The sequence below is a fragment of the Acinetobacter sp. YH12145 genome (assembly GCF_013418335.1).
Classification (GTDB): Bacteria; Pseudomonadota; Gammaproteobacteria; order Pseudomonadales; family Moraxellaceae; genus Acinetobacter; species Acinetobacter amyesii.
This window is the reverse complement of sequence record NZ_VPCE01000002.1, coordinates 143,783-169,210: the sequence shown is the minus strand read 5'-3', so window position 1 is coordinate 169,210 and position 25,428 is coordinate 143,783. Positions and strand designations below refer to the sequence as shown.

Annotated in this window: 23 protein-coding genes, 1 tRNA gene and 1 pseudogene; 11 read left to right on the top strand and 14 right to left on the bottom strand. The window is 41.0% G+C overall.

Annotated elements, in window-relative coordinates; all coding sequences use genetic code 11:
- Positions 1-5: 5 nt before the first annotated feature.
- The 5 genes from FTU80_RS02025 to FTU80_RS02005 are packed head-to-tail and all read right to left on the bottom strand — an operon-like array spanning position 6 to position 3,416.
- The gene (locus FTU80_RS02025) at positions 6-935 is read right to left on the bottom strand and encodes a VOC family protein (RefSeq protein WP_180083985.1); all 930 of its coding nucleotides are present in this window, start codon (positions 933-935) and stop codon (positions 6-8) included.
- 10 nt (positions 936-945) lie between these two features.
- Positions 946-1,710, bottom strand: a complete 765-nt coding sequence (locus tag FTU80_RS02020; protein WP_180083983.1) for an SDR family oxidoreductase — start codon at positions 1,708-1,710, stop codon at positions 946-948.
- Positions 1,703-2,767, bottom strand: coding sequence for an aromatic ring-hydroxylating dioxygenase subunit alpha (locus FTU80_RS02015; protein ID WP_180083981.1), 1,065 nt, complete (start codon positions 2,765-2,767; stop codon positions 1,703-1,705). The genes FTU80_RS02020 and FTU80_RS02015 overlap by 8 nt, the downstream gene beginning before the upstream one ends.
- A gap of 15 nt (positions 2,768-2,782) precedes the next feature.
- Positions 2,783-3,082, bottom strand: coding sequence for a recombinase-like helix-turn-helix domain-containing protein (locus tag FTU80_RS02010; RefSeq protein WP_180076841.1), 300 nt, complete (start codon positions 3,080-3,082; stop codon positions 2,783-2,785).
- A 28-nt stretch (positions 3,083-3,110) separates the two neighbouring features.
- Positions 3,111-3,416, bottom strand: coding sequence for a non-heme iron oxygenase ferredoxin subunit (locus FTU80_RS02005; RefSeq protein ID WP_180083979.1), 306 nt, complete (start codon positions 3,414-3,416; stop codon positions 3,111-3,113).
- A gap of 261 nt (positions 3,417-3,677) precedes the next feature.
- On the opposite strand from FTU80_RS02005, the gene FTU80_RS02000 reads away from it, so the two are divergent.
- The gene (locus tag FTU80_RS02000) at positions 3,678-4,496 is read left to right on the top strand and encodes an IclR family transcriptional regulator (RefSeq protein WP_180076840.1); all 819 of its coding nucleotides are present in this window, start codon (positions 3,678-3,680) and stop codon (positions 4,494-4,496) included.
- Positions 4,497-5,017: 521 nt separating this feature from the next.
- Here the strand turns inward: FTU80_RS02000 and FTU80_RS16355 are convergent.
- From FTU80_RS16355 to FTU80_RS01975, 5 genes and pseudogenes are all read right to left on the bottom strand, one after another.
- Positions 5,018-5,428, bottom strand: a pseudogene (locus FTU80_RS16355) (guanosine-3',5'-bis(diphosphate) 3'-pyrophosphohydrolase); the annotation flags it as partial.
- A 159-nt stretch (positions 5,429-5,587) separates the two neighbouring features.
- A complete protein-coding gene (locus FTU80_RS01990) occupies positions 5,588-6,277 on the bottom strand; it encodes a GntR family transcriptional regulator (protein ID WP_180083977.1) in 690 nt (229 codons plus the stop codon).
- A 2-nt stretch (positions 6,278-6,279) separates the two neighbouring features.
- Positions 6,280-9,879: an urea carboxylase gene (gene uca / locus FTU80_RS01985; protein ID WP_180083976.1), complete on the bottom strand. Its 3,600-nt coding sequence runs from the start codon at positions 9,877-9,879 to the stop codon at positions 6,280-6,282.
- 19 nt (positions 9,880-9,898) lie between these two features.
- Positions 9,899-11,713 (bottom strand): allophanate hydrolase, encoded by a 1,815-nt coding sequence (atzF, locus tag FTU80_RS01980; RefSeq protein WP_180084183.1) that lies wholly within the window; start codon positions 11,711-11,713, stop codon positions 9,899-9,901.
- 471 nt (positions 11,714-12,184) lie between these two features.
- A tRNA-Arg gene (locus FTU80_RS01975) sits at positions 12,185-12,260 on the bottom strand.
- A 188-nt stretch (positions 12,261-12,448) separates the two neighbouring features.
- Between FTU80_RS01975 and FTU80_RS01970 the strand changes: the two genes are divergently transcribed.
- From FTU80_RS01970 to FTU80_RS01940, 7 genes are all read left to right on the top strand, one after another.
- Positions 12,449-13,384: an ABC transporter ATP-binding protein gene (locus FTU80_RS01970; RefSeq protein ID WP_111883996.1), complete on the top strand. Its 936-nt coding sequence runs from the start codon at positions 12,449-12,451 to the stop codon at positions 13,382-13,384.
- A complete protein-coding gene (locus tag FTU80_RS01965) occupies positions 13,381-14,154 on the top strand; it encodes an ABC transporter permease (protein WP_180083974.1) in 774 nt (257 codons plus the stop codon). Before FTU80_RS01970 ends, FTU80_RS01965 begins: the two co-directional genes overlap by 4 nt.
- Complete coding sequence (gene queF / locus FTU80_RS01960; protein WP_180083972.1) at positions 14,154-14,972, top strand: NADPH-dependent 7-cyano-7-deazaguanine reductase QueF; 819 nt, start codon at positions 14,154-14,156, stop codon at positions 14,970-14,972. Before FTU80_RS01965 ends, queF begins: the two co-directional genes overlap by 1 nt.
- A gap of 17 nt (positions 14,973-14,989) precedes the next feature.
- The gene (locus FTU80_RS01955) at positions 14,990-15,640 is read left to right on the top strand and encodes a hypothetical protein (RefSeq protein WP_180083970.1); all 651 of its coding nucleotides are present in this window, start codon (positions 14,990-14,992) and stop codon (positions 15,638-15,640) included.
- 788 nt (positions 15,641-16,428) lie between these two features.
- Entirely contained in the window at positions 16,429-17,430 is a 1,002-nt protein-coding gene (gene mltB / locus FTU80_RS01950; RefSeq protein WP_078191987.1) for a lytic murein transglycosylase B, read from the top strand.
- 286 nt (positions 17,431-17,716) lie between these two features.
- Entirely contained in the window at positions 17,717-18,331 is a 615-nt protein-coding gene (locus tag FTU80_RS01945; RefSeq protein ID WP_078190310.1) for a septal ring lytic transglycosylase RlpA family protein, read from the top strand.
- A 153-nt stretch (positions 18,332-18,484) separates the two neighbouring features.
- Positions 18,485-18,940, top strand: a complete 456-nt coding sequence (locus FTU80_RS01940) for a DUF962 domain-containing protein (protein ID WP_180083968.1) — start codon at positions 18,485-18,487, stop codon at positions 18,938-18,940.
- Between the two features lie 253 nt (positions 18,941-19,193).
- On the opposite strand, the gene FTU80_RS01935 is transcribed toward FTU80_RS01940, so the two are convergent.
- The 3 genes from FTU80_RS01935 to rpsB all read right to left on the bottom strand — a co-directional run bounded on the left by FTU80_RS01935 (position 19,194) and on the right by rpsB (position 21,641).
- Positions 19,194-19,703, bottom strand: coding sequence for a DUF3465 domain-containing protein (locus tag FTU80_RS01935; RefSeq protein WP_180083966.1), 510 nt, complete (start codon positions 19,701-19,703; stop codon positions 19,194-19,196).
- Between the two features lie 174 nt (positions 19,704-19,877).
- On the bottom strand, positions 19,878-20,753 hold the full coding sequence (gene tsf / locus FTU80_RS01930) for a translation elongation factor Ts (RefSeq protein ID WP_078190313.1): 876 nt from the start codon (positions 20,751-20,753) through the stop codon (positions 19,878-19,880).
- A gap of 141 nt (positions 20,754-20,894) precedes the next feature.
- Entirely contained in the window at positions 20,895-21,641 is a 747-nt protein-coding gene (rpsB, locus tag FTU80_RS01925) for a 30S ribosomal protein S2 (protein ID WP_078190314.1), read from the bottom strand.
- 207 nt (positions 21,642-21,848) lie between these two features.
- On the opposite strand from rpsB, the gene map reads away from it, so the two are divergent.
- From map to FTU80_RS01910, 3 genes are all read left to right on the top strand, one after another.
- The gene (gene map, locus FTU80_RS01920) at positions 21,849-22,676 is read left to right on the top strand and encodes a type I methionyl aminopeptidase (protein ID WP_168378021.1); all 828 of its coding nucleotides are present in this window, start codon (positions 21,849-21,851) and stop codon (positions 22,674-22,676) included.
- Between the two features lie 270 nt (positions 22,677-22,946).
- Positions 22,947-24,173 (top strand): pyridoxal phosphate-dependent aminotransferase, encoded by a 1,227-nt coding sequence (locus tag FTU80_RS01915; protein WP_111883988.1) that lies wholly within the window; start codon positions 22,947-22,949, stop codon positions 24,171-24,173.
- A 287-nt stretch (positions 24,174-24,460) separates the two neighbouring features.
- Positions 24,461-24,898, top strand: coding sequence for a PaaI family thioesterase (locus tag FTU80_RS01910; protein WP_180084181.1), 438 nt, complete (start codon positions 24,461-24,463; stop codon positions 24,896-24,898).
- A 50-nt stretch (positions 24,899-24,948) separates the two neighbouring features.
- Here the strand turns inward: FTU80_RS01910 and FTU80_RS01905 are convergent, their stop codons facing one another.
- Positions 24,949-25,407, bottom strand: coding sequence for a hypothetical protein (locus FTU80_RS01905; protein ID WP_168378022.1), 459 nt, complete (start codon positions 25,405-25,407; stop codon positions 24,949-24,951).
- Positions 25,408-25,428 lie beyond the last annotated feature (21 nt).

Sequence of the window (25,428 nt, the reverse complement as noted above, 5' to 3'; positions counted from 1 at the left end):
TTACCTTAGGCAGGCTTTACTTGACGGCGGGTTTCATGGTCCAAACCACCTTCAATTGCCCATTCGGTAAATAATTCCAAGCTGTGCTCTTCTACACGCGGCTGCCATGCTTCAGTTAGGTAATCATCATTGGTGTAGTACTCAAAAGCACCGCCCAATGGTGAGTTCACATACCAAAAGTAAGCCGATGAAATTGGGTGACGGCCCGGACCAATAAAGGTTGACCAGTCTTGACGGTTCATGCTTAAACCGCCGCCAATGACTTCATGAATATCACGGACCACAAATGCGACATGGTTCAAGCCCGCTGGTTTATGCGGCACGGACAATAAGAACAAATCATGATGGAAACCTTCGCCGCGGCAGCGTAAGAATGCACCGCGCTTACGGTAAGCATCGGATAAATGGAAGCCAACTTTCTCAATATAAAATGCTTGTGTCGTTTCCAAATCTGGTGTGAAAAACACTACGTGGCCAATGGCTACCGGTTCTGCTTTTTCATACACAGGACTAGCTGCATTCACACGTTGTATATTGCCAAATTGGTTAATGCCTTCCGTTTTCGCTTCTGGCAATGTATGCGTTATGCTTTTTTTAAACACAATGGTCATGCCATTCGGATCGCGGCACTGCACATGTGAAGCCAAACTAGCAAAACCCGGCTCATTGGCTAAATTTGCTTTTAAACTGTCAAAATCTTGATCATTTTCAACACCCCACGTTACTTCACGTAGTGTTGAACCGGCTTCAATGGCTGGCGGTAAACGTGCATCAGAGGTATCAAAAAGATACAGTTTGCTGCCATTTTGCGTTTGATATAAATCTGTACCATCAATATCTGTTGCCACCGACTTTAAGCCAAAATCAGCTAAAAATGTCTTTGCCTCTTGGCGGTTTTCGACACCAAATTTAAGGACTTCAATTCCTGTAATCATGTCTTGCTCCTTAATTAAATACGAAACCGCCATTCACAGGAATATTCTGTCCGGTCACAAAAGATGATAAATCTGAAAGCAGATAAATGGCTGTGCCGTTCACATCCTGCGGAAGTTGTTGACGCTGTATTGCTCTTCCATTCACATACAAATCATGGCGTGATTGCGGGACATATTCTGTGGCTTCGACCAGTGTTAAACCTGGGCTGATGGTATTCACACAGATATTGTCTGGGCCTAACTCACTTGCCATTGAACGGGTCATCGAAATAATGGCGCCTTTACTTGCAACATAAGCCATCAGCTTTGGTGCGCCCCACAGCGCTGTATCGGAAGCAATATTGATAATTTTTCCCTGCCCTGACGCTTTTAAATGTGGTACGCAAGCTTGAGAAACCAACCAAGTGCCTTTAACATTGACCGTCATCACACGGTCCCAAAGCGCTTCGTCATAGCTCATCATATCTACACCGCCCACCCCTGTCGCCAAAGCAGCACAGTTGATCAAGCCATCCAATCCACCTAAAACACCTACGGCAATTTGTACGGCATTTTGAATCGAATTTTTATCGCTCAAATCAATCATGACAGATGAGACTTTTAAGCCATTTTTCGCCAAGCTTTGCGCTTCATCATGCACTTGATCTGCCAAGATATCAGCCATCACCACCGCAGCGCCTGCTTCAGCAGCCGCTTGGGCGAAATCAAGTCCTAGGCCGCGCGCAGCTCCGGTAACCAAGATGCGCTTGCCGGCTAAAATCTGCACATTAGCCATTTGACGCTTCCTTCATTTCAATGCGGTTTTCATCTTTCACTTCACGCAGCGCTAAGATTTTTTTGATTTGCTTTTCCGCCTCTTTTTTCATCAGGCGGCGTAAGCGAGATAAGCCTACATCGTGCTGATAAAGGAATTCGTGTTGACGTGCATTGGGCGCCATGTTTTCTAAGATAATGCGGTCTTGTTCAAGTACATCCCAGTGCAATTGCTCAAGATGGTTACGGTACAAGAAGCGCCATACATTACGCTGCCAGCCAGAGACTTTACGGCAGCGCCAGAAAAATACGCGCGTGTTGTCGGCATCAATCGGGGTAGCAAAACCGACAATCCAAAACTCACCACCCGGACCAAAAGACTTACGGTAAGGAATCGATAAACGTAACCATGCCGCCCCCGTTTGACCATATTCAACCCAGTCAAAGTTCACACCAGTTTGACCTTCTTTTTCAAAGACGAAACCATCTTGGGTTGCGCGGTGCTTCATTTCAGCTGTACGTTCACCTTCCGCCATCGAGTGCGATGTACAATGCAGGTATGTGCCGTGCATCGGGTCCATCACGTTATCAATGGCATATTGATGATTCACTTTCCAATCTGCCATACATAGGAATGAGCTCCACTCATCACTTGACAGCTGATCGGGTAAGTTAAGTTCTGCAGGCGCTTCACTAGCATCAAGACCAAACCAAATGAAGATCGCATCATTCATTTCTTTGACTTGATATGATTTTACACAGTCGCTGCCTTTGAGCGGGCAATCATTTACTGCTGGCACATCTTCCACCACGCCGTCATGACGTACTTCTACACCGTGATACCAACAAGCAACGCGGTTACCCAAATTCCAGCCAAGCGATAAACGTGCGCCTCGGTGCGGACAGCGGTCTTCTAGTGCATGTACAGCGCCTAGCTCATCGCGCCATACCACAATATTTTCGCCTAAACGGGTAATCCCAACAGGATTTGAACCTACTTCCCAGCTTGCCAAGACTGGATACCATTGATCACGCAGACCAAGATCCAAATATTGTTCTAAATTAATTTCTGCAGTCATGATGAAATCCTTTTCTTAATAGCCTAGACGCTGCATTTCTTTCGAGAAGCTCTCAGTGGTCCAAACCTCTCCTGCTACTGTTCTAAACCCTTGCTGATTCAGTGCATCGGTTAATGCATCCAGTTCTGTCACATCGTTATTGAAGGCTTGAATTAAATGCTGCACAAAATCCAATTCATATTGGCTCGGCGCGCGGCTGCGGTTTTGCCAAACCAAATGTTCAACCTGACCCGGAATTTGAATATTGTTAATGCCTGCGTCATTCGAAGGCGTTGCGTTAATCCATTTAGCTAGCTTTTCGTTAAATGCTTTCATGTGAATATTTCCTTTTCTTCCTTCAGCCTTAGAGTTGAATTTGAACTTCACCGTTTTCAACGCGTACTGGGTAAGTACATAAATCTCTGCAACCAGGGCCACTTTCCAAAGCCCCTGTATCCAAGTTGAAAATCGCTTCATGCAGCGGGCATTCAACTGTCAGTCCTTCAATGAAGCCTTCTGTCAGTAACGCAAATGCATGCGGGCAGACGTTTTCAACCGCGAAATAATTTTCTTCGATAAGAAAGACACCGATCTTTTTGTCTTCGACTTCAACCGCTTTTGGCTCTTCATCAGCGACTTCATTCACTTTGCAAACAGATATCCAGTTCATATGCTCATCTTCCATGTTTTATATGCAAAACAATATTTAATATTTGAAACATTATGAATAGAATAATGCGTGAGCAATTTAATTGTCAATTTTTATAAATTTATATATTTCATCAAGATAGTTAAAAAACACATTTTGCAATGTTTTATTTACAAATAAATGTTTTATATATAAACATTGCGATCTCATTTTTAGGCCGCTAAAATAGCCCCAATAGGTTATTTATTTTTATATAAACTTGATCAAAGATGAGCTTGGCAAATGAATTCAATTAATAACGATGCCTCTTTAGAGAAAGAAACTGAATCTTCCAATGACGAGCGCTATTTAGTCCCAGGCTTAATTCGTGGCTTGGCCATTTTAAAATTATTCGATCAACATCATCAGGAAATGACCATTTCTGAAATCGCGGAAAAAATAGATGTAAACCGTTCCAGCGCTTTTCGTTTAATTCACACCTTAGAGCACTGCGGCTACCTGCGAAAAATGTCGCAAAAAACCTATGCGCTCAACAGCAATGTGATGGAACTGGGCTTTAACAGCTTATCTAAATCATCACTGACCGATTTGGCTGCGCCGATCATGCGCGAACTGCGTGACCGAATTAAAATTGCGGTGCATTTATCGGTCTTAGAAGGCACAGATATTGTTTTCGTCAGCAATGTTCAGTCCAATGGTCCATTTACCAGTACCGTGCATATCGGCACACGCTGGCCTGCACATGCAACGGTGATTGGTCAATTGATTTTGTCGCAACTTTCGGAAGCTGAAGTCATCAAGCGTTATGAAAATATTCAAGATTGGAAAATATTTTCGGAACGTACACCGCGTAATATTGAGGCTTTATTAGAACGACTGCGTGAAGTACGCAATCAGCCATTTATGGTGAGCTGGGGACATTTCAATACAGATATGGCCGCTTGTGCTGCGCCTATATATAGTCAGGCAAGTGGGAAAATGAGCGCTATTTTGTCGGTCAGTTGCCCTTTGAGCACCTATACAGAAGCTCAATTCCGTGGAGAAGTTGCCAATACCGTCATAGAATGTGCCGATAAAATTTCAAAATTCATTTACGTCTAAATAGATGGAATCACTTTAAACATCTCGAAATCAAGCATTTTGAGATGTTTTTAAATGACGCTCAGTAGCTCAACATTTAGATAAAATTCATCAATCAATGGTGACTTTATATTGTTGTATTGCCGATACAGTCTACAGTTTCTGTCTTAAGTTTCCACGCGATAAAAATGATTTTGCATAAAGACGCCAAACATAGAAGCAAATAATTGCCGATCTTGTTCAGCTTGAAAGATGCCCCCGAAATAGTCCCGATCTGTGGTTAAAATTAAATCTAAGAATGTTGCCTGCTTGGGAACGGCACCCTTTCTTTGGCAATATGCAAAATATGCACTGACATCTTCAAATAAAATCCACCACTCCTGTGGACTTCCAATCTGAACGCCACCTAATGAATGCTCTAGATCAAACATCGCATTAAGCAGATATTGAAAATTTTGCTTTGAACTTTGAAATTGAAATCTCGGATAATCTGTTGTTAGATTTAAATCGATCAAATGTAAATGGACGCTCCGAGCACGCTCTAATCTACTTTTAACTTTTACATATTGTTGATAACGACGTCGATCTTTTGCTGTGACCAAAGTTAAACGAGACAAATCCATATTGTCGTGTAAATCACTGAGTTTTACTTCACACGCAATTGCATTTTTAGCAGTACGCTGCGCAGCTTGAAATCGGTTCTCACCGGCTGTTTTAGTCAGTGCTAGTATCGCGTCGATAATATGGGCTTGAAAACCCATAGCACGAAGCTCATCCGTCGTTGTCGCAGTATCTTCTAAAATGTCATGTAATACAGCGACGATTTTAGCATCGGGATGTTGCACATTTTGCATCACACGAAGTGGATGCTGAATATAAGCTTGACCCGCTTTATCGACTTGTCCGAAATGGCGTTCAGTCGCCAATGAAATCGCGTTTTCTAAAGTTGAAATAAAGAATCTCCCCTTCGTGGTCTTTTTTATTTTTCTCCATCATATTAACCAATGAATACATCTATTTATAGCTCTAAGTACGCCCCTAACGACACAGATTGACTCGTAAAATACATATCTACCGTGAATTATCGTGAGCTAGATCTTTTGCAAATAGTTCTATGCCATTCGCGCCAACATTTCCAAAGTAATTTTTTTCACCTCTTCTTTACTTTGCTGAATATGGCTGCGCATTTTCTCCAATGCCGCTGTAACATTATGTCCAAGGATCAATTGTAAAATCTGTTGATGCTCTGCATAAGTGGCTTCAATTCGATAATCTTTAGAAAAATCTAAGCGACGAATAATACGGATTTTTTCACTCACATCCCGATGCACCTTTGCCATTTCACTATTAGCGATTGCTTCAAGCAATTGGCAGTGAAATGCTTCATCTTGCATCGATAAAGTTTTTAAATCATGCAAAAACTGCTCAGGCTGAATACACCACAAATTCACCAAGTCCTGTAAAGCCTGTTTGAGCTGCTCTGATTCCATTTTGCAGAGCTGCTCAATGGCATAGCATTCAAGCAAAATCCGCAAATCATACAGTTCTTCATAAGCTTTAAAGTTAAGCGGCTTCACCTCCCAACCGCTACGAAAATGTACTCTTACATAGCCATCTTGCTGTAAACGGTATAAAGCCTGACGTACGGGTGTACGGCTCACTTCATACAACTCGGCAATTTCAGATTCGGTAAAACGTGCGCCCGGTTTGAGCTGGAAATCAAAAATATCGTTTTTTATTTTTTGGAAAACCAGCTCAGACAAGTTGTCTGAGCTTTTCCCAACAATGGTGGTTGTGGTCATGTTTATTCCATATAAACCAGCGGCTCACCGCTATGTACCGTTTGTCCTGCACGGCAGATAATCGCTTTCACGATACCATCATCATCGGCATAGACTGGAAGCTCCATTTTCATCGCTTCAATAATGGCTACAGTCTCACCTTTCTTCACAGACTGTCCCGCTTCGACAAAAATTTTCCAAATGTTGCCGGTCATCGATGCATTCAAGGCTGCATACTGGCTATAGTCGGTATCATCTTGCAGGATTTCCATTTCCGCAGGCGCATCAAACTCATCTTTCCAGCGTTCAACTTCAGTTGTAAATGCCTGTTGCTGCTGCGCTTTAAATTCTGCAATACTGTCCTTTTCTGTTTCCAAAAAGGCTTGATAGGCTGCAAAATCAAATTCAGTTTCTTCAATTTTGATTTCCGCCACACCATTGGCAAAGTCAGCACGGAATTGATCCAGTTCAGCTTCGGTTACTTCATAATATTTAATTTGATCAAAGAAGTGTAAGAACCATTGCTGATCGCCAAACTGCTTGTTCTTTTTAAACTTATTCCAAATGGGCAATGTACGACCAATCAACTGATAACCGCCCGGTGAGTCCATGCCATAGATACACATGTACATACCGCCAATACCCACTGTGCCTTCTGCGGTAAAAGTACGTGCAGGGTTATATTTCGAGCTGAGCAAACGATGACGCGGATCAATTGGCACTGCACAAGGTGCAGTTAAATACACATCCCCCAAACCTAAAATCAGATAATTGGCATCAAAAATGATGTCTTTGACTTGCTCACGGCAGTCTAAGCCATTAATGCGCTGAATGAAATCGACGTTATTTGGCAACCAAGGCGCTTTAGCACAGACACTTTCTTGATAACGTTCTACAGCACCTAAAGTGGCCGAATCCTCAAATGCCATCGGCAAGTGAATAATACGGGATGGAATCTTGATTTGGCTCAAATCTCCCATCTCATTTTCGAGTCCTAATAAGAACTGAATTAAATTCGCTTGGCTGAAACACAATCCATCATATTTAATTTGCAGTGAACGCACACCCGGTGAAAGCTCTAAGATTCCATCAATATTCGCTTCACGAATGAGCTGCATCAGTCGATAAACACGTAAGCGCAATGCAAGGTCGAGAACGTTTTCGCCATATTCCAACAAGATATAACTGTCACCTGCCTGACGATAGACCGCTTTTGGCGCATGTGCATCTGCTTCACGAACCGCCAATATCCCTTCAGGCTTGCATTCAAAATTGACCAACGCTGACTTTTCAGGTGCTTGAGCAAAGTTTTGGATATCGGCAATTTGCTGAACTTCCAATGCATTGGCTTGTTCAACACTCATCGGATAGAAACTAATGCTGTCATCTGCCTTAAGCTGACCAATTTTCCAAAGTTCTGCTTTGGCAATCGTCACTGGGCAAACAAAGCCACCGAGGCTTGGGCCATCTTTCGCCAAAATCACTGGGAAATCTCCGGTAAAGTTAATCGCCCCAATAGCATATTCACAGTCATGCACATTGGATGGATGTAAACCTGCTTCACCGCCATTTTCACGTGCCCAGCATGGTGTCGGGCCTGTTAGGCGAATACCTAAACGGTTTGAGTTAAAGTGCACATTCCATGTTGAAGCAAAGAATTCTTCAATATATTCAGATTTAAAGAAATCTGGTGCACCATGCGGACCATACAACACGCCAATTTTCCATTCTTTGCCATAGCTTGGAATACGCTCTGCTGCCAAAGCTTGTGGTGCTGCTGTAGCAATTTCCAGTCCATCCAAAGGCAAACTTGGATTGACCATTTTAATCATGTCACCTGCACGCAGTACTCGCCCTGCATGACCGCCAAAATTACCCAATGCAAAGGTTGAACGGCTGCCTAGATATTCAGGTACATTTAACCCATTGCGGATTGCAAGATATGTACGGCAACCCGATTCAACTTGTCCGAGTGCCAAAGTTTGCCCGGCTTTGATGCTGATCGGCTGCCAAAAATCGACATTCACACCATCTAGAGTCGCGCTACATGGCGCACCTGCAATGGCTACGATGCTATCGGCATGAAATTTAAGACTTGGTCCTTGTAAGGTAAACTCAAAGCCTGCTGCCGATTTTGGATTACCGACAATTTGATTGGCCAACTGAAATGCATAATCATCCATCGGGCCTGATGGCGGTACACCAATATCCCAATAGCCTACACGCCCTGGATAGTCTTGAATCGAACTTTGCGTGCCCGGTTGCAGCACTTCAATTACATTTGGCACGTATTTAAAATCATCCAGCAGACGTGTCCAGATTTGCATATTTTCAAAGCGTGCATCTGAAACTACGGTATGTGCATAGTCTAAGTTGGTGCTGATGCCATTCAGGCGAGTTTCAGCCAAGGCTGTTTTTAGCTTGGCAATCGCACTGTCTCGGTCTGCAGCATGCACAATAATTTTGGCAATCATCGGGTCAAAATATTGTGAAATTTCAGTCCCTGTAGACACCCAAGTATCTATACGAATATCTTCAGGGAAATACACATCCGTCAACACACCCGGACTTGGCTGGAAGTTTTTCACTGGATCTTCCGCATAAATTCGCACTTCAATGGCAGCACCATTGGGCTGAATATTGCTGAGTTTTTCCCAGTCCAGAGCATTACCTGCCGCCACTTTAAGCATGCATTCAATCAGATCTAATCCTGTCACCATTTCAGTGACTGGGTGTTCAACCTGCAAACGGGTATTCACTTCAAGGAAATACACTTCATCACGGGCAGCATCATAGATAAACTCAACCGTACCTGCGCTGCGGTATTTCACCAATTGACCAAGCTCTACAGCAGCACGGTGCAATTTTTGACGTGTTGCTTCTGGTAAGTGCGGTGCCGGTGTTTCCTCAACGACTTTTTGGTTACGGCGCTGCAATGAACAATCGCGCTCCCCAAAAGCAACGACTTGACCTAAACCATCACCAAAAATTTGTACTTCTACGTGACGGGCTTTATCGACAAAACGTTCGAGGAAAACACCCGCATCTTTAAAGAATTGCTCGCCTAGACGCTTTACACTTTCATACGCATCTTTTAATGATTGTTCATCATCACATCGCGTTAAACCAATGCCGCCACCACCCGCAGTGCTTTTCAGCATGACGGGATAGCCAATCTCTGCCGCAGATGCGAGTGCTTCATCTAAACTTGCCAATAAACCTGTGCCCGGTGTCATGGGTACATTCGCTGCAGCTGCCAATTCACGTGCACGATGCTTCAAACCAAATTCTAAAATTTGTTCAGCCGTTGGCCCCATAAAGGCAATGTTATTTTCTTCACATGCACGAGCAAAGTCAGCACTCTCTGACAAAAAACCATAACCGGGAAATATTGCTTCAGCGCCAGTTTGTTTGGCTGCTTGAATCAATTTTTCAATACTTAAATAAGTCTCTGCAGGCTTAACACCTTCAAGCGACACCGCCACATCTGCATCTAAGACATGTTGTGCATAACGGTCTGTCTCTGAATATACGGCAACCGACTGAACACCGAGTTTCTTTAATGTACGAATCGCACGAACAGCAATTTCACCACGGTTTGCAATTAAAACTGTTTTAAACATAATTATTTCCCCCGAATTTTTAATTTAATTTTGCTGTTGTTGCTTGTAGTGATTGGATATAGGCGCGCCAGCCACCGAATTCACTGATATTTTTTGCACCGTTTAAGCCATAAGGTTCACAAATAAAGCCTTTCACCCAACGTCCATCGGCAAGCTCGACATTGCCCATCCCTAGTGGTGTTGGAATTTCAGCAACAAATTCACCAAAGCGTGCTTTTGGAATATCCCAAAGCTCGACAATAATTTTTTGACCCGATTCCTGACGTGCTAAACCTGGTTTTGGCGGTACTGTGCCCGGCAGTGCATAGAGGGCATAATCAGCAGAAGTGGTTGTGGTTTCGACATGCACGGCTTGACGTGTTGTCAGTTGGAAATTGAGTGGCATACCTGTGAGATGTGCGCCTACCACTGCAACTCGAAAATGCTGTGCAGATGGTGCAGAAATGACTGAAGCTACTTCAGGCAATGTTTTAGCTACTGCACCGAGTGGTAATTTCAGATGGTTTTGCCATTTTTCTGCAAAGTCAGCTAAAGCCATATCATGCCAAGCAGGCGCAATGAATGTGATACCAAATGGCAAGCTGTCGGCTCGAAAGCCTGCAGGAACAGCGATGGCACTGAGGTCAGCCAAATTGGTGAAGTTGGTATAGGTACCAAAGTGGCTATTATTATCAATTGGCGCTTCGGCCATTTCAGCCAGTGTATGAATGGTTGGTGAGCTTGGCACCACCAAGGCATCAAATTGCGCTAAGGTTTGCTGAATGTCTCGAGCCAATTCTTGCTTTAAATATTCGGCGTTATAAGCATCCACCGCAGTGTACTGCTGACCTTTTTGAATAATTTCTAAAACCGTTGGATCAAAGTCTTGTACCGATGTTTCTAATAAGTCTGCAACTGCAGCAGTTCGCTCTGCGACCCATGACCCTTGATACAGTTGTGCAGCCAATTTTGCAAAAGGACTGAAATCAATTTCAGTTAGTTCTGCACCTAAGTTTTTTAATTCAGTTAGTGCATGCTGAAATGCATCCGCCGATTGAGCATCGCCAAAAAATTCTAATTGTTTTGGAATGGCTAATTTTAATTGTGCGCTGAACTTTGCAGGCGCTGTAGCAGGATTCACACGTGAATAACTGTCGGTTACATCAAAACCTTCCATAACTTCTGCCACTGCAGTTGCATCAGCGACGGTTAAGGCAAAAATTGAAATGCAATCTAAGCTTTTACAAGCAGGCAATAAGCCTGTATTTGAAAAGCGACCTTTGGTTGGCTTTAAACCAACAATATTATTAAATGCTGCGGGTATACGCCCTGAGCCTGCTGTATCTGTACCAAGCGCAATCGGGACTAAACCACGCGCCACCACACTGCCTGAACCTGAACTTGAACCACCGCTTACAAAGTCAGAATTAAAAGTATTCGGCACAGCACCAAATGGCGAACGTGTACCCACTAAACCAGTAGCGAATTGATCTAAATTGGTTTTGCCTACAATAATCGCACCCGCTTGTTTTAAGCGTTGCACCACATAGGCATCTTCAGTTTTTATGTCCGTAAATAATTTAAACGCAGCCGTTGACGCAAAGCCCACCACATCAATATTGTCTTTCACTGCAATAGGCACACCAAATAAAGGTAAGGCCGCAGCATTTTTGATTTGTTTTAAAGCGTCAATCTGCGCAGTTAATTGCTCTATAGAGGCAATGGAAATCCATGCTGGATCTGCATGATCAAATTGCTCGACCAAGGCATATAATTCTTCCAATTGAATTGTGTTATTCGCGTAGCCCGCTTTCCATTCTTCTAAAGTCCAGCCTAAAGTTTTTATTGGGTTCATTGATGTGCTCATTCTTGTATCCAAGTTTGAATACTGTATTGCACACATCATGCCAAAATTAATTTTTTGTTATTTTTTAGTATGTTAATACTAAAGCACCAATCGTTTTCCTATTTTATTTAGGCAATACAAAACGATAAGTGTTCTATTAAGTTTCCAAGCTCCACTATTTTGGTGCATGACTTTTATAATCGTGTTTTCAATAGATTCTTTTGATTTAGATGCAGATATAAATACAGTGAAATTACTATTGCCACTATTTATAAGCTTTCAATTTAGATGTTTTGTATGACTTTGAAATTAGAATAAAAAGAACTGAGAAATATTTTGAATTTTATATATAGAAAAAGATACATCAATGATGGCTAAAGCAATATTGGGCTTTGAGATTGATCGGGTTGAATAGAAAAGTAGTAATAAAAAAAAAGCTATTGATTCGCAAAATTTAGTTAAACAGTCAAAACTAAAAAATGGTGCGCTCAGCGGGACTCGAACCCACGCCACAGGCTTCGGAGACCTGTACTCTATCCAGTTGAGCTATGAGCGCTTATTTTGGATTGCGCACATCATAACAAAAAAAACTCTAAGGTAAAGCAACTATATAGATGTTAGGTATTTTTCTGCTTAAGCTTTATACAACGTTCTATTTTTAAAATGCAGAATTCCATACGATTTACTTGGTTTATTTGCCCCGATATCGCACAATACTCACACTATTTATAGAGTGAATTATTTATGACTGATGCACTAACGTTAAAGCAGCTGTCAAAAACCTATAAAAATGGGTTTCAGGCGCTTAAAGGTATTGATTTAACAGTACCCGAAGGTGAATTTTATGCACTTTTAGGTCCCAATGGTGCAGGAAAATCTACCACGATTAGTATTATCAGTTCACTAACCCGTAAAACTTCAGGTACTGTCGAAATTTTTGGGCACAATTTAGATACCCATCCCTCGCATGCAAAGCAGTGTTTGGGCGTTGTACCTCAAGAATTTAACTTTGGTCAATTTGAAAAAACATTTGATATTTTGGTGACTCAAGCTGGTTATTACGGTATTTCTAAAAAGATAGCAGAGAAACGTGCAGAGGAATATTTAGAAAAGCTTGGCCTTTGGGAAAAACGTAGCACCCAAGCACGCATGCTATCGGGCGGTATGAAACGCCGTTTAATGATCGCTCGTGCCATGATGCATGAACCTAAACTGCTGATTTTAGATGAGCCGACTGCTGGTGTTGATATTGAACTACGCCGTTCGATGTGGGATTTCCTCACTGAAATGAACGAAAAAGGCACGTCCATTATTTTAACGACACACTATTTAGAAGAAGCTGAAATGTTGTGCCGTCGAATCGCAATTATTGATCGTGGTGTGATTAAAGAAGACACCAGCATGAAAGGTTTCCTCAGTCAGTTAAATGAAGAAACCTTTATTTTCGATTTAGCCGAACCCATTGAACCCATCCATATTGAAATTATTGGTGTTCGTTTCAACTTAGTTGACCCCGTCACTTTAGAGGTCACTATGGATAAAGCCCATACCTTGAATGATTTATTCCAACTCATGGAATCTCAAGGTATTCAGGTTCGTAGTATGCGTAATAAATCTAACCGACTAGAAGAACTGTTTGTCCGTATGGTCGAAAAAAATCTTGAAGGTGCAGCACAATGAATTTTAACCAACTGTGTATTGCCCTCTACACCTTAGTTTATAAAGAAATTCGCCGTTTCATGCGTATTTGGCCGCAAACTCTTCTCCCACCTGCGATCACCATGAGTTTGTACTTTGTGATTTTCGGTAATTTAGTCGGTTCACGCATTGGGCAAATGGGCGGTTTTAGCTATATGCAGTTCATCGTGCCCGGCTTAATTATGATGGCGGTCATCACCAACAGCTATGCCAATGTGTCATCCAGTTTCTTTAGTGCAAAATTTCAAAAAAGCATCGAAGAATTAATCATGAGCCCGGTGCCGTTACACATGGTGCTTTGGGGTTATGTGATCGGTGGCGTTTGCCGTGGTGTTTTAGTCGGCTTTATTGTCACAGCGATGAGCCTATTTTTTACTGAATTACACCTGACCAATATCTTCGTAACTATATATACAGTTCTCATTACTTCGCTGCTGTTTTCTTTTGGCGGATTTATTAATGCTGTTTATGCAAAATCTTTTGACGACATTTCGATTATCCCGACTTTCGTCCTGACTCCGCTGACTTATTTAGGCGGTGTTTTCTATGCCATCTCATCACTGAGTCCTTTTTGGCAAAATCTCTCTTTAATCAACCCTGTCGTGTATATGGTCAATGCATTCCGCTACGGTATTTTAGGTCATAGCGATGTGAATGTCGGTATTTCACTGACAGTAATTACTGCATGTTGCGTTGTACTTTATGGCGTGGCGTATCATTTACTTTCTCGTGGTTCAGGAATGCGTGAATAATGAGTGTAGAACAATCCCTTTTAGGTAAAAACACCAACTACCCAACAGAATACCAACCCGATATTCTGTTTCCGATTGCACGTGCCACTGCACGTGAACAATATGCCCATGTGGAAGGCATCCGCCAAGGTACAGACTGGTGGCATGTTTTTGAAATTTCTTGGTTAAATGCTTCTGGTGTGCCTCAAGTCGCTATTGGCCGTTTAACTTTGCCTGCAAGTTCAGACAACCTCATCGAATCGAAATCTTTAAAGCTCTACTTTAATAGTATGAACTTTACCAAATTTGATTCTCAGGCAGCGTTTAAAGCAACCGTTGAAAAAGACTTATCTGCTGCAGCCAATGCCGCTGTGACTATTGATCTATTTCATGTTGATGAAGTTGAAATTTCAAAACCGCAAGGCATCTGTATTGATGACTTAGAACCCACCCAGTTAGAAAATCATCCAAATGCAGCTTTACTCTCTTTAGATGAAGATGCAGCGCAAGAAGAAGTTGAAATTCAACTTTATTCACATTTATTAAGAAGTAACTGTCCAGTCACGGGTCAACCTGATTGGGGAACAGTATTTATACGGTATAAAGGTACTAAGCCTTGTTATCGTAGTATTCTGGCTTATATTATTTCTTACCGTCAGCATAATGGTTTCCACGAACAATGTGTGGAGCAAATGTTTGCCGATATTTGGCAACATTTAAAACCAAGTCAGCTGATGGTATATGCTGCCTATACACGCCGTGGTGGATTGGATATCAACCCTTGTCGTGTATCGGATTTAACATGGATGCCTCGCCCCATTCGATTGGCGCGACAATAAAAAAATTGAGGTTAGTGATGCCATTTTTTGGTTTTATTCCTTCTGAGGAACTTCTAAGCAGTATCCAAAATGGTCACGCGAAAAAAAATTCGAGTGAACCCCTTTATCCTTTACGTGATAAAACAGCTTTGCTGATTAATGAAGAAATCATTGGTGCAACTATATTAGCTCCTGTTCATCTGTTTCCTGCAAGCGATAAGCGCGACACAGCAGAAAAACTGGCTGGCTATGTCAAATCAACAGTCGCTGTATTGTTAAAGCAGCTATTGGGTAAATCTCCGAATGATGTGGTGAAACAATCCATTGAATTTTCAGAACGAAGTTTATTTCAAGACGCGACTGGCACTTATCGTGTAGGTCTGAACTTAGATGCAGGATTGGTCACTAACCTTAAGAACAGTTATGCCGAAATTAAATCGGGTGTAGATATCAATAAAGCTGCTTTTGGTGAACTGTATAAACAGTTTGCTGAAGCTGCAGTGCGTCATTTTATGAATGATTTTAATAAAACACTCGATTTAGGCATGATTAAACGTAAAGCAGCCGATATCGGTTCTTCTGCTGTGATTAAAGCTATTCATATTGCAATTGATAAGATTTTCCCAAATTTAACCAAAGAAGAGCTAAGTGCCCTTGCAGAAGCACATGATGCGATGTTTAACAAATAAATCTCGCTTTTCGTCAAAACCTAGCTTTGGCTAGGTTTTTTTATGGCTAAACGCATATAATCGAATCCCGATACAATGACTATATAGTCATGCAAACACAGTTCTAGAATTGAACAGATTTTTATTAAAAGAAAGACAGTACATTGATATCCACAATTTTTAAGAATCTACAAAGAACAGGAAGGACCTGAATATAGATCATATTTTAATGTGAGCCGTCATTTTGGCTTAAATCTCAATGCGTCCATTTTAATATTCAATCTCTTTCTTTTTTATCATTCAGTCTATATTTCTACTATATATAGCGACGTTTTCAACAGCATTGAAGTGCTGACGAACAAAAACTATGCAATGAATAAATCACTGCTTGCATATATGTGTTTTAGACCGGTACCTTTTTAATCCTGTCCCTTTATTTTTAGATATAACATTGCAACTTTTGTAGCTTCTAAACAGTATTTCGCAACGCGATAAAGTTTACTCGTTCTGCGTTTTTATGACGCATGAGTTTTAGAGTCATCTTTATTTCAAATGATTTGTGAATATTTGCAAGTTATGTAAATGAATATGTCACTTTTCAATATGTTAACTGCGAAAAAACCCTTTGCTTTGTCTTTTTTTGTATATCTATTTATGAAAGCATGCGCTGTCAGTGGTATCTTAGTTGCTATTGGTAACGTTTACCTTTAATGAGCTATGAAACCAGAAGGTCATCACAATTTTCAGGATCTTTTCCCCTCGAAATTTTGTTCATACTCATCGCTAAAGCAACTGGAAATTTTTTATTTATGCTAAATCGAAATTTTTATAAAAAACTATCACATATTGCCATTATGGCCGGTTCAATTTCACTGACCAGTTTTTGTCAGGCTAACGACTTCCAATCTCATCCTGCATATGCAAGCTTTAAACAAAATGCAATGCAAACCTATGGTCTGAGTGAAAATCAAATTGATTGGGCAATGCAAGGCAGTAAAAACCTACCCAACATTATTAGCATTATGAATAGACCTGGCGAATCAAAGCCTTGGTACCAATACAAAACCAACTTTTTAGCTGAAAGTACAATTCAACGCGGCGTTCGCTTCAAAAATCAATATGCCGACACTTTAAATCGTGCAGAACAACAATTTGGTGTGCCTCAATCCGTGATTTTAGGCATTTTGGGTGTTGAAACAGGCTATGGCAGCAATAAAGGTAATTTTATCACCCGTGATGCTTTGGCGACCCTTGGTTTTGGCTATGAACGCCGTGCGCAATATTTCCAAGATGAACTTGCTGCACTGATTGCTTGGTCATATAAAGATGGTGTTCCAACCAACTCTGTCGTCGGTTCATATGCAGGTGCTGTGGGTTATCCTCAATTTATGCCAAGTAACATTCCAAAATTTGGTGTGGACTACGATGGCAATGGTCATGTTGACCTGCGTAATTCAGCTGTCGATGCCATTGGTTCAATTGCAAATTATTTAGCAAATTATGGTTGGCAGCGTAATCAACCGATTGCTTTTGCTGCTCGCTATAGCGGAAACAACCCAGATGCTATTATTGCAAAGGATTTAAACCAGCCAACACCCTATGGTGTACTCAAGGCTCAAGGTGTAACCCCTATGAATCCATTGGTAAAAATCGATGATCTCGATTTAGTCAATGTCATCCAATTGCAAGATAGTTATGGACCAATTTATTACATCACTTATCCAAATTTTCAGGTCATTACAACCTATAACAAAAGCCGTATGTATGCGACTGCACTATGGCTTTTAGGCACTGAAGTTACCAGTCGATAAGACTGGTTTTTTCTTATAGAGCAAAAAAGTCAACAAATATTTTCACCAAAATGAGCATTTATTCGACATTATACACACCTTGTTACATTATTGATTATTTTTTAAACAACTATTGTTAATTTTTTAGACATTTTCAAAGTATTTTAATTAAACACTAGACAGCCTATTGATGGCATGAATATTATCCATCTCGTTAAATATAGTTGCAAAAGTGAAATATCAGACGTGTTTACATGGATATCAGCGACTTAGTTGAACCAGTAAATATGCCATTGGGAGATAAACAATGCAGTCATCAATTATTAAATATGCCTTAGCGGTTGCCACGGCAGTTGCGCTAAGTCAGTCACAAGCTGAGATGGTTCAGTCATCATCATTCAATCATGATAATGACAACTCTCGTCTTGCAGCTCGTGTATTGAATAAAGAAGCTCAAAGCTTCAATTCAAACTTTACGAATTTAAGTAGCCTTTCAATCACTGAGCGTTCTGGCGATAAAATTCGTCGTCAAACAATCGCTGCTAAAATCGAAATTCCTGAAGATGAGCCTTCAGTGATTGAAAAGTTAAATACTGTTGCATCGAATACTGTTCGTAAGTTCACTCAAACAGGTACTGCTTCTTGGTACGGTCGTCAATTCCACGGTCGTAAAACAGCAAGCGGTGAAACGTTTGACATGAACGCACTTACAGCAGCACATCGTAGCCTGCCACTTAATTGCTTTATTCGTGTTACGAATCGCAATAATGGTAAAAGCGTCGTGGTGAAAGTAAATGACCGTGGTCCATTCCATGGTAACCGTGTTCTTGATTTATCTTATGGTGCTGCTAAGCAACTGGGTATTACCAGTGCGGGTACTGCAAACGTGAGTATTGAACGCGTAGACGGTCCAAATTCTTAATTCTCCAATGAAGTGACTGCATTTAACAGACCACGCTTAGCGTGGTTTTTTTATTTGAAGCCTCTTAGCCTTTCAAATCATCAGTAATCCTGATTTTGACCCTTCCCGCATTCTTGTTTATATTGAAGTCCTTCCCCATGATTAAGGACTATCATGAAAACAATCAACGAATGGTTTGATGAATACAGCGAAAGTCATCAAAATAAAACCAATAAAATGATTCACTGGATTTGCGTACCCACGATTTATTTTTCAATCGTTGGCATATTGGCACATTTTAGCGCGCTACTTACTGCTGTCTTACTTGCCTTAGCATTTATCTTTTACGCACGTTTAGACATTGTGCTTGCTGTTGCAATGGCCGCGTTAACATTAATCATGGCATGGCTAATTTGGGTGTTACCAGTTGGATATGGCTTTTATATCGCGCTCTTTATATTCGCATGGATTGGTCAATTTTATGGCCATAAAATTGAAGGTAAAAAGCCCTCTTTTTTCAAAGATCTCCAATTCCTCCTCATTGGCCCTATTTGGTGTTTAGATACATTTGCAGGAAAAGTACTTAGTAATTGGAAAACACACCATAAATCGCAAATAAAGAGCATTTAGAGCACGATTAATTTCATGGATCTCTTTTTCAGTTATTCCAGATCGGTTTTCTTCATATTCGATGCTTAAAACCCTATTGTTTATAGGTGTATTTATCTCTGGTATTTCCAATCATTTTTTCTATTTATACGACCAAAAAGTCAGTGTTTAAACACTGGCTTTTACTCAATATGGTTAATCCAATTTTATGTTGATAGCTTCATCTGAATCATGATCATTTAAATGACTAAAGTTAAAAATGACTACGTGATTTTTATTGATAGGTTTTACCTTGATGCTTTAACCAACCATCCTGATGACGTCCATTCGGATCGTGATGTGTCCAGTGCATCACACCCCCCTGATCTGAATATTCATATTCACCGTAAAATTGAACTGTATCGCCTTTTTGCAAGTTATCAATTCGTGGGGCTAGATCGATATTATGCGCGACCAAAAGCGTTTGACCATTATTTAAGGTCAAAATGAACTTTTGATGGCGACTACCTTCATTATCATCTCGTAGTACCGCTTTGACTTGACCTGCACCCTCAACCTGAACATTACTGAGTTTATTTTTAAATGCATGCGCAATAACATCTTCAGCACTCTGCCCTTTTTGTTGAGCATCTACAGGTTGTACTGATTCTATTTGTGGCTGTGCGTTTTGTTCCGCTGTCGTCTGAACTGGTGCAGATTTTTGTTGTTGTAAATCGATTCCGAAATAAGCGGCTGTAAGCGCAACAATAATTCCGCCGATGGTTAAGTTTGTTTTGTTTGCCATAAGATAGTTTAAATCTAAATTTTCAACTCATTATAGTCATTAATATGGATAAAAATAGGATCTGTGAACAACAATGCACACAATTTAAAGTCAGAATAGCTTTGAAATCAGTAAAGCTACAGCCATAAAAAAAGCCCTCAAAAACGAGGGCTTTTTTCTACAAATAATCAGAGATTATTTTGCAGCAGCTTGAGCAGCAGCAACTTCTTCAGCGAAAGAAAGTTCAGCTTTTTTCTCAATACCTTCACCAACTTCGAAACGTACGAAGTTAGCAACAGTAGTACCAGTTGCTTTAAGAACTTCTGCAACTTTCTTATCGTTGTCGATAACGTACATTTGGTTCTCAAGAACAACTTCGTTCAAGTATTTCTGAACTGAACCAGTTACCATTTTTTCAACGATGTTTGCTGGTTTACCAGATTCAATTGCTTTCGCTTCAGCAATTTCTTTTTCTTTAGCGATAAGTTCAGCAGAAACGCCAGCTTCGTTTACAGCAACTGGGTTGAATGCAGCGATGTGCATAGCCAAACCTTTACCAGTTTCAGCATCACCAGCGTATGCAACTACAACACCGATTTTTAAACCGTGTTTGTAAACTGCAAGGTTGTCGCCTTCAACGATTTGAGCACGACGTACTTGGATGTTTTCACCGATTTTTTGAACAAGCGCGATACGAGCTTCTTCAACAGTAGCACCATCTTCAAGTTTCAATTCAGCAATTTGAGCAACGTCAGTTACACCAGCAGCAAGCGCAGCAGCAGCAACTTTAGCAGAGAAACCAGCAAAGTTTTCGTCTTTAGCAACGAAGTCAGTTTGACAGTTAACTTCTACAAGGATTGCTTTGTTGCCTTCTTGAGCGATAGTGATCGCGCCGTCAGCTGCAATGTTACCCGCTTTTTTAGCAGCTTTAGCTTGACCAGATTTACGAAGGTTGTCGATCGCTAATTCGATGTCACCGCCCGCTTCTGTTAATGCTTTTTTACATTCCATCATTGCAAGACCAGTACGATCGCGCAATTCTTTAACCATGCTTGCTGTAACTGCAGTCATGTTAATCTCCTAAATACGGTAGAAAATGAATTCTTTTTAGAACAGAAACGGCCCAGAGCTGTCTCTTGGGCCGTCTGCATACATGACGCTTACTTTGCCACCATCACGTGTCGCAAAAATGACAAGCTTACGTCAAACGCATTAAGCCTCAGAAGCAGGAGCTTCTTCGCCTTTAGCTTGTGCATTTGCTTGTGATTGAGCATATTCTTTACCAGCAAGAATCGCATCAGCCATAGCAGAAGCGTAAAGAGTAACTGCACGGATCGCATCGTCGTTACCAGGGATAACGTAGTCTACGTTGTCTGGGTTAGAGTTTGTATCAACGATACCGATAACAGGAATACCAAGGTTTTTAGCTTCTTTAATTGCAATTGCTTCGTGATCAACATCGATTACGAATAATGCGTCAGGTAAACCACCCATGTTTTTAACGCCGCCAAGAGCGCGTTCAAGTTTTTCCATCTCACGAGTACGTTCTAAAGCTTCACGTTTAGTAAGTTTAGCGAAAGTACCGTCAGTAGATTGAGTTTGAAGGTCTTTTAGACGGTTGATTGACTGGCGAAGAGTTTTCCAGTTAGTCAACATACCACCCAACCAGCGGTGATCAACATATGGTTGACCTGCACGTTGAGCTTGTTCACGGATGATTGCAGAAGCTGCACGTTTTGTACCAACGAACAAAACTTTGTTCTTTTTGCTAGCCAAGTTGTTAGCAAAGTTCAAAGCATCATTTAACGCAGGAACAGTGTGCTCAAGGTTGATGATGTGAATTTTGTTGCGCGCGCCGAAGATGTATTCGCGCATTTTTGGATTCCAAAAACGTGTTTGGTGACCGAAGTGTGCGCCTGCTTGAAGAAGGTCGCGCATGCTTACGTTGTAATCTGCCATTTTCTTTACCTTAAAGTTTGGGTTAGGCCTCCATATACCCGCATTCTCCACCTAAAAAGGCACCCAGAGAAATGTGTCGATATATGTGCGGATTTTATTGCCCCATCGCACAAAGCTCATGAAAGATATTCACGAAAAAGCATTTGATAAAATGGGCGGCTATTTATACCATAGTCACATACAAATTTCCAAAAGTTTTTAGAGATCATGAACAGTACTTACGAAGCTCCACGTCGATTAATTAAAACGCCTGACGAAATTGAAAAAATGCGCGTCGCGGGTCGACTGGCGGCAGAAGTTTTGGATATGATCAAACCGCATATTGTTCCAGGTGTGACTACCCTAGAACTTGATACGATTTGTCATGACTATATTGTCAACAAACAAGAAGCTATTCCTGCTTGTTTAGGTTATGGTGCTGCGCCGGGTCGTCCAGCGTTCCAGCACGTGATCTGTACTTCAGTGAACCATGTGGTGTGTCACGGTATTCCATCTGAAAGCAAAAAGTTAAAAAAAGGTGACATCTTAAACATCGATGTCACTGTGATTAAAGATGGTTACCACGGTGATACCAACATGATGTACATCGTGGGTGGTGAAACATCTATTTTAGCGAACCGTTTATGTAAAGTTGCTCAAGAAGCCATGTACCGTGGTATGGCGGTAGTAAAACCGGGCGCAACCATGGGCGATATCGGTAATGCCATTCAACAATATGTTGAATCAGAACGTTTTGGCGTTGTACGTGAATACTGTGGTCATGGTATCGGTACTGTTTTCCACGACGAACCACAAGTTTTACACTACGGTCAACCCAATACAGGCATGATCTTAGAAGAAGGCATGACCTTTACCATCGAACCAATGGTGAACGGTGGCGACTGGAAAACCAAACTTCTTGGCGACAAATGGACTGTCGTGACTAAAGATCATAGCTTGTCTGCACAGTACGAACACACGCTACTTGTAACAAAAAATGGTGTAGAAGTGCTAACTGCTCGCCCTGAAGAAGATCTATCGCGTTTTGTTCAATAAGCAAAGTATTTGAAGCACAAAATTTTATTAAAAATGGTCACACATATTGTGGCCTTTTTTATGCCCTATTTTTGTCCGTGACTTTAAGAATTTGCCATAAAATTTGATTAAAAATTTAAGTAACTCAATGTAAATTTTCTCAATTATATGGTTAGGATGGAATATCACACTTTTTTGCACATTGTTGATTTTGCCACTCCCCATTACTGTGCATTTAAGCTAAGATAGTGTGCTTTTTATTTTTTAATCCCTATAAGAAGGAATACTGCCGTGGACGTACGTCTGTCTGATCGTGTAAATAGCATCAAACCGTCCCCTACACTTGCTGTTACTAACAAAGCTGCTGAATTAAAAGCTGCTGGTAAAAACGTAATTGGTTTAGGCGCAGGTGAACCGGATTTCGATACCCCACAACACATCAAAGATGCTGCAATTGCTGCTATCAACAATGGCTTCACTAAATATACAGCTGTTGACGGTACTCCAGGTCTTAAAAAAGCAATTATTGCTAAATTAAAACGCGACAATAACCTTGATTACGCTGCAAACCAAATCTTGGTTTCTTGTGGTGGTAAACAATCTTTCTTTAACTTGGCACTTGCTTTGTTAAACAAAGGTGACGAAGTAATTATCCCTGCTCCTTACTGGGTAAGCTACCCAGACATGGTGATCATTGCTGAAGGTACTCCTGTAATCGTGAAATGTGGTGAAGACCAACGTTTCAAAATTACGCCTGCTCAATTAGAAGCTGCAATCACTGACAAAACTCGTTTAGTGGTTCTAAACAGCCCTTCTAACCCAACAGGTATGATTTACACTAAAGAAGAATTACTTGCTTTAGCTGACGTTCTACGTAAATACCCAGAAGTTTTAGTTGCTTCTGATGATATGTACGAACCAATCCGTTGGGACGACGAATTCTACAACATCGCAACAGTTGCACCAGACCTTTACGATCGCGTAATCGTTCTTAACGGTGTATCTAAAGCTTATGCAATGACTGGCTGGCGTATTGGCTACGCTGCGGGCCCAGCTAAACTTATTGGTGCGATGAAAAAAATCCAATCTCAATCAACTTCAAACCCAACTTCTATTTCACAAGTTGCTGCTGAAGCTGCATTGAATGGTCCTCAAGACGTTCTTGAGCCAATGATTGAAGCATTCAAACGCCGTCACGACTTAGTTGTGAAAGGTTTGAACGACATCAACGGTATCACTTGCCTTCCTGCTGACGGTGCATTCTATGCATACGCAAACATCCGTCCTTTAATTCGTGCCAAAGGTTTAAAATCTTGCACAGAATTCTCTGCATGGTTGTTGGAAGAAACTGGTGTTGCAGTAGTTCCTGGCGATGCGTTCGGTCTTGGTGGCTACATGCGTATTTCTTATGCAACTGCAGACGAAGTACTTGTAGATGCGCTTGCACGTATTAAGAAAGCTGCTGATTCAATCGAAGGCGTAGATGCTGCGATTGCTTCAATTGCTGCTGAAAAATAATTTGATCTAAAGATCGAATCAAAAAAACCCGCGATATTCGCGGGTTTTTTTATATCTGAGCCATTTTATAATATTTGCTATGTTTCCATTTAAGGATAATAAGACGACGGCGTATGCCAGTTAAATGCCATGCCTCCTGAACACACTCCTCACCGATTTTAGCCGATACCAAAATACTAAATGCAAGATTACTCAATGAAAGCTTCAAAGAATCAACTTGACAATAATTTCAACAATTAGCTATGTTAAACTTAGATTCCTTTTTAGAACTCGTAAAATAGGCCAGAATAATGAACCCAAAAGAAATGACCGGACTGCAACTTCTACAAGCCATGTGTGCAGGGAAAATTCCTCCTGCAAGTATTAGCGAAACTATTCCAATGCAGCCTTATGAAGTATCTGAGGGCAGTATTAGCTTTAAGGCTAAAGCAGATGCACGACACTTAAATCCACTTGGCGGTGTGCATGGTGGCTTTGCCGCTACGGTACTCGACTCGGTGACAGGTTGTGCCATTCACACGTTATTAGAGGCTGGTGTGGGTTATGGCACCATCGACTTAAATATAAAAATGTGTCGTCCGATCCCAAAGAATGTTGAACTTACGGCTATAGGAAAAGTCATTAATATCAGTAAAAATTTAGGGATTTCTGAAGGGAAAATTATTGATGACAATGGCAAACTTTATGCACATGCAACTGCAACCTGCATGATTATACGTCCTTAATATTTTATTTTTCTGCTCGCAATTCAATGCGAGCAGATGATGATTCAAACTTAAATTGCTGAATGTAAGGCACGAATTAATTGGCCTTCGCTTAGATCAATGCGATTACTGCCCTTTTGAAAGCAGTAATATTTTAAAGCACTATCTAACTCAACACGAAGTTCCCGTTGTTCTGAGATAGACCATACTTTAGAACAATTTGAGCCTGATAATGCATTACCTGCCAATTGGTATAAATACAAATCTTGCTTGCGTTTTAAAGGCACACGACGACCATCATCTTTATGTTCAAAACGTAAATGACATGGTACATTGATCAACCATTTTTCACTAAACCACAGTTGTAATAAATCACCCAATGCCAAGTCACGTCGACCCAAAGGCCAAACGTCAACGTATGCACCTTCGACAGGTGTTTGATATTTCTCTTGGTTACTGATAATGGAAAGATAGTTTTCTTGGTAAAAAGAAAAATTTGAAAAAATCTGAGAAATAGTCAGCGTATTCATTCGCTTTCTCCTGTTTAGCCA

Bases quoted from the DNA above. Each gene is read 5' to 3' on its own strand.
- FTU80_RS02025 (WP_180083985.1), bottom strand. From the start codon at position 935: ATGATTACAGGAATTGAAGTCCTTAAATTTGGTGTCGAAAACCGCCAA.
- FTU80_RS02020 (WP_180083983.1), bottom strand. From the start codon at position 1,710: ATGGCTAATGTGCAGATTTTAGCCGGCAAGCGCATCTTGGTTACCGGA.
- FTU80_RS02015 (WP_180083981.1), bottom strand. From the start codon at position 2,767: ATGACTGCAGAAATTAATTTAGAACAATATTTGGATCTTGGTCTGCGT.
- FTU80_RS02010 (WP_180076841.1), bottom strand. From the start codon at position 3,082: ATGAAAGCATTTAACGAAAAGCTAGCTAAATGGATTAACGCAACGCCT.
- FTU80_RS02005 (WP_180083979.1), bottom strand. From the start codon at position 3,416: ATGAACTGGATATCTGTTTGCAAAGTGAATGAAGTCGCTGATGAAGAG.
- FTU80_RS02000 (WP_180076840.1), top strand. From the start codon at position 3,678: ATGAATTCAATTAATAACGATGCCTCTTTAGAGAAAGAAACTGAATCT.
- FTU80_RS01990 (WP_180083977.1), bottom strand. From the start codon at position 6,277: ATGACCACAACCACCATTGTTGGGAAAAGCTCAGACAACTTGTCTGAG.
- uca (WP_180083976.1), bottom strand. From the start codon at position 9,879: ATGTTTAAAACAGTTTTAATTGCAAACCGTGGTGAAATTGCTGTTCGT.
- atzF (WP_180084183.1), bottom strand. From the start codon at position 11,713: ATGAACCCAATAAAAACTTTAGGCTGGACTTTAGAAGAATGGAAAGCG.
- FTU80_RS01970 (WP_111883996.1), top strand. From the start codon at position 12,449: ATGACTGATGCACTAACGTTAAAGCAGCTGTCAAAAACCTATAAAAAT.
- FTU80_RS01965 (WP_180083974.1), top strand. From the start codon at position 13,381: ATGAATTTTAACCAACTGTGTATTGCCCTCTACACCTTAGTTTATAAA.
- queF (WP_180083972.1), top strand. From the start codon at position 14,154: ATGAGTGTAGAACAATCCCTTTTAGGTAAAAACACCAACTACCCAACA.
- FTU80_RS01955 (WP_180083970.1), top strand. From the start codon at position 14,990: ATGCCATTTTTTGGTTTTATTCCTTCTGAGGAACTTCTAAGCAGTATC.
- mltB (WP_078191987.1), top strand. From the start codon at position 16,429: ATGCTAAATCGAAATTTTTATAAAAAACTATCACATATTGCCATTATG.
- FTU80_RS01945 (WP_078190310.1), top strand. From the start codon at position 17,717: ATGCAGTCATCAATTATTAAATATGCCTTAGCGGTTGCCACGGCAGTT.
- FTU80_RS01940 (WP_180083968.1), top strand. From the start codon at position 18,485: ATGAAAACAATCAACGAATGGTTTGATGAATACAGCGAAAGTCATCAA.
- FTU80_RS01935 (WP_180083966.1), bottom strand. From the start codon at position 19,703: ATGGCAAACAAAACAAACTTAACCATCGGCGGAATTATTGTTGCGCTT.
- tsf (WP_078190313.1), bottom strand. From the start codon at position 20,753: ATGACTGCAGTTACAGCAAGCATGGTTAAAGAATTGCGCGATCGTACT.
- rpsB (WP_078190314.1), bottom strand. From the start codon at position 21,641: ATGGCAGATTACAACGTAAGCATGCGCGACCTTCTTCAAGCAGGCGCA.
- map (WP_168378021.1), top strand. From the start codon at position 21,849: ATGAACAGTACTTACGAAGCTCCACGTCGATTAATTAAAACGCCTGAC.
- FTU80_RS01905 (WP_168378022.1), bottom strand. From the start codon at position 25,407: ATGAATACGCTGACTATTTCTCAGATTTTTTCAAATTTTTCTTTTTAC.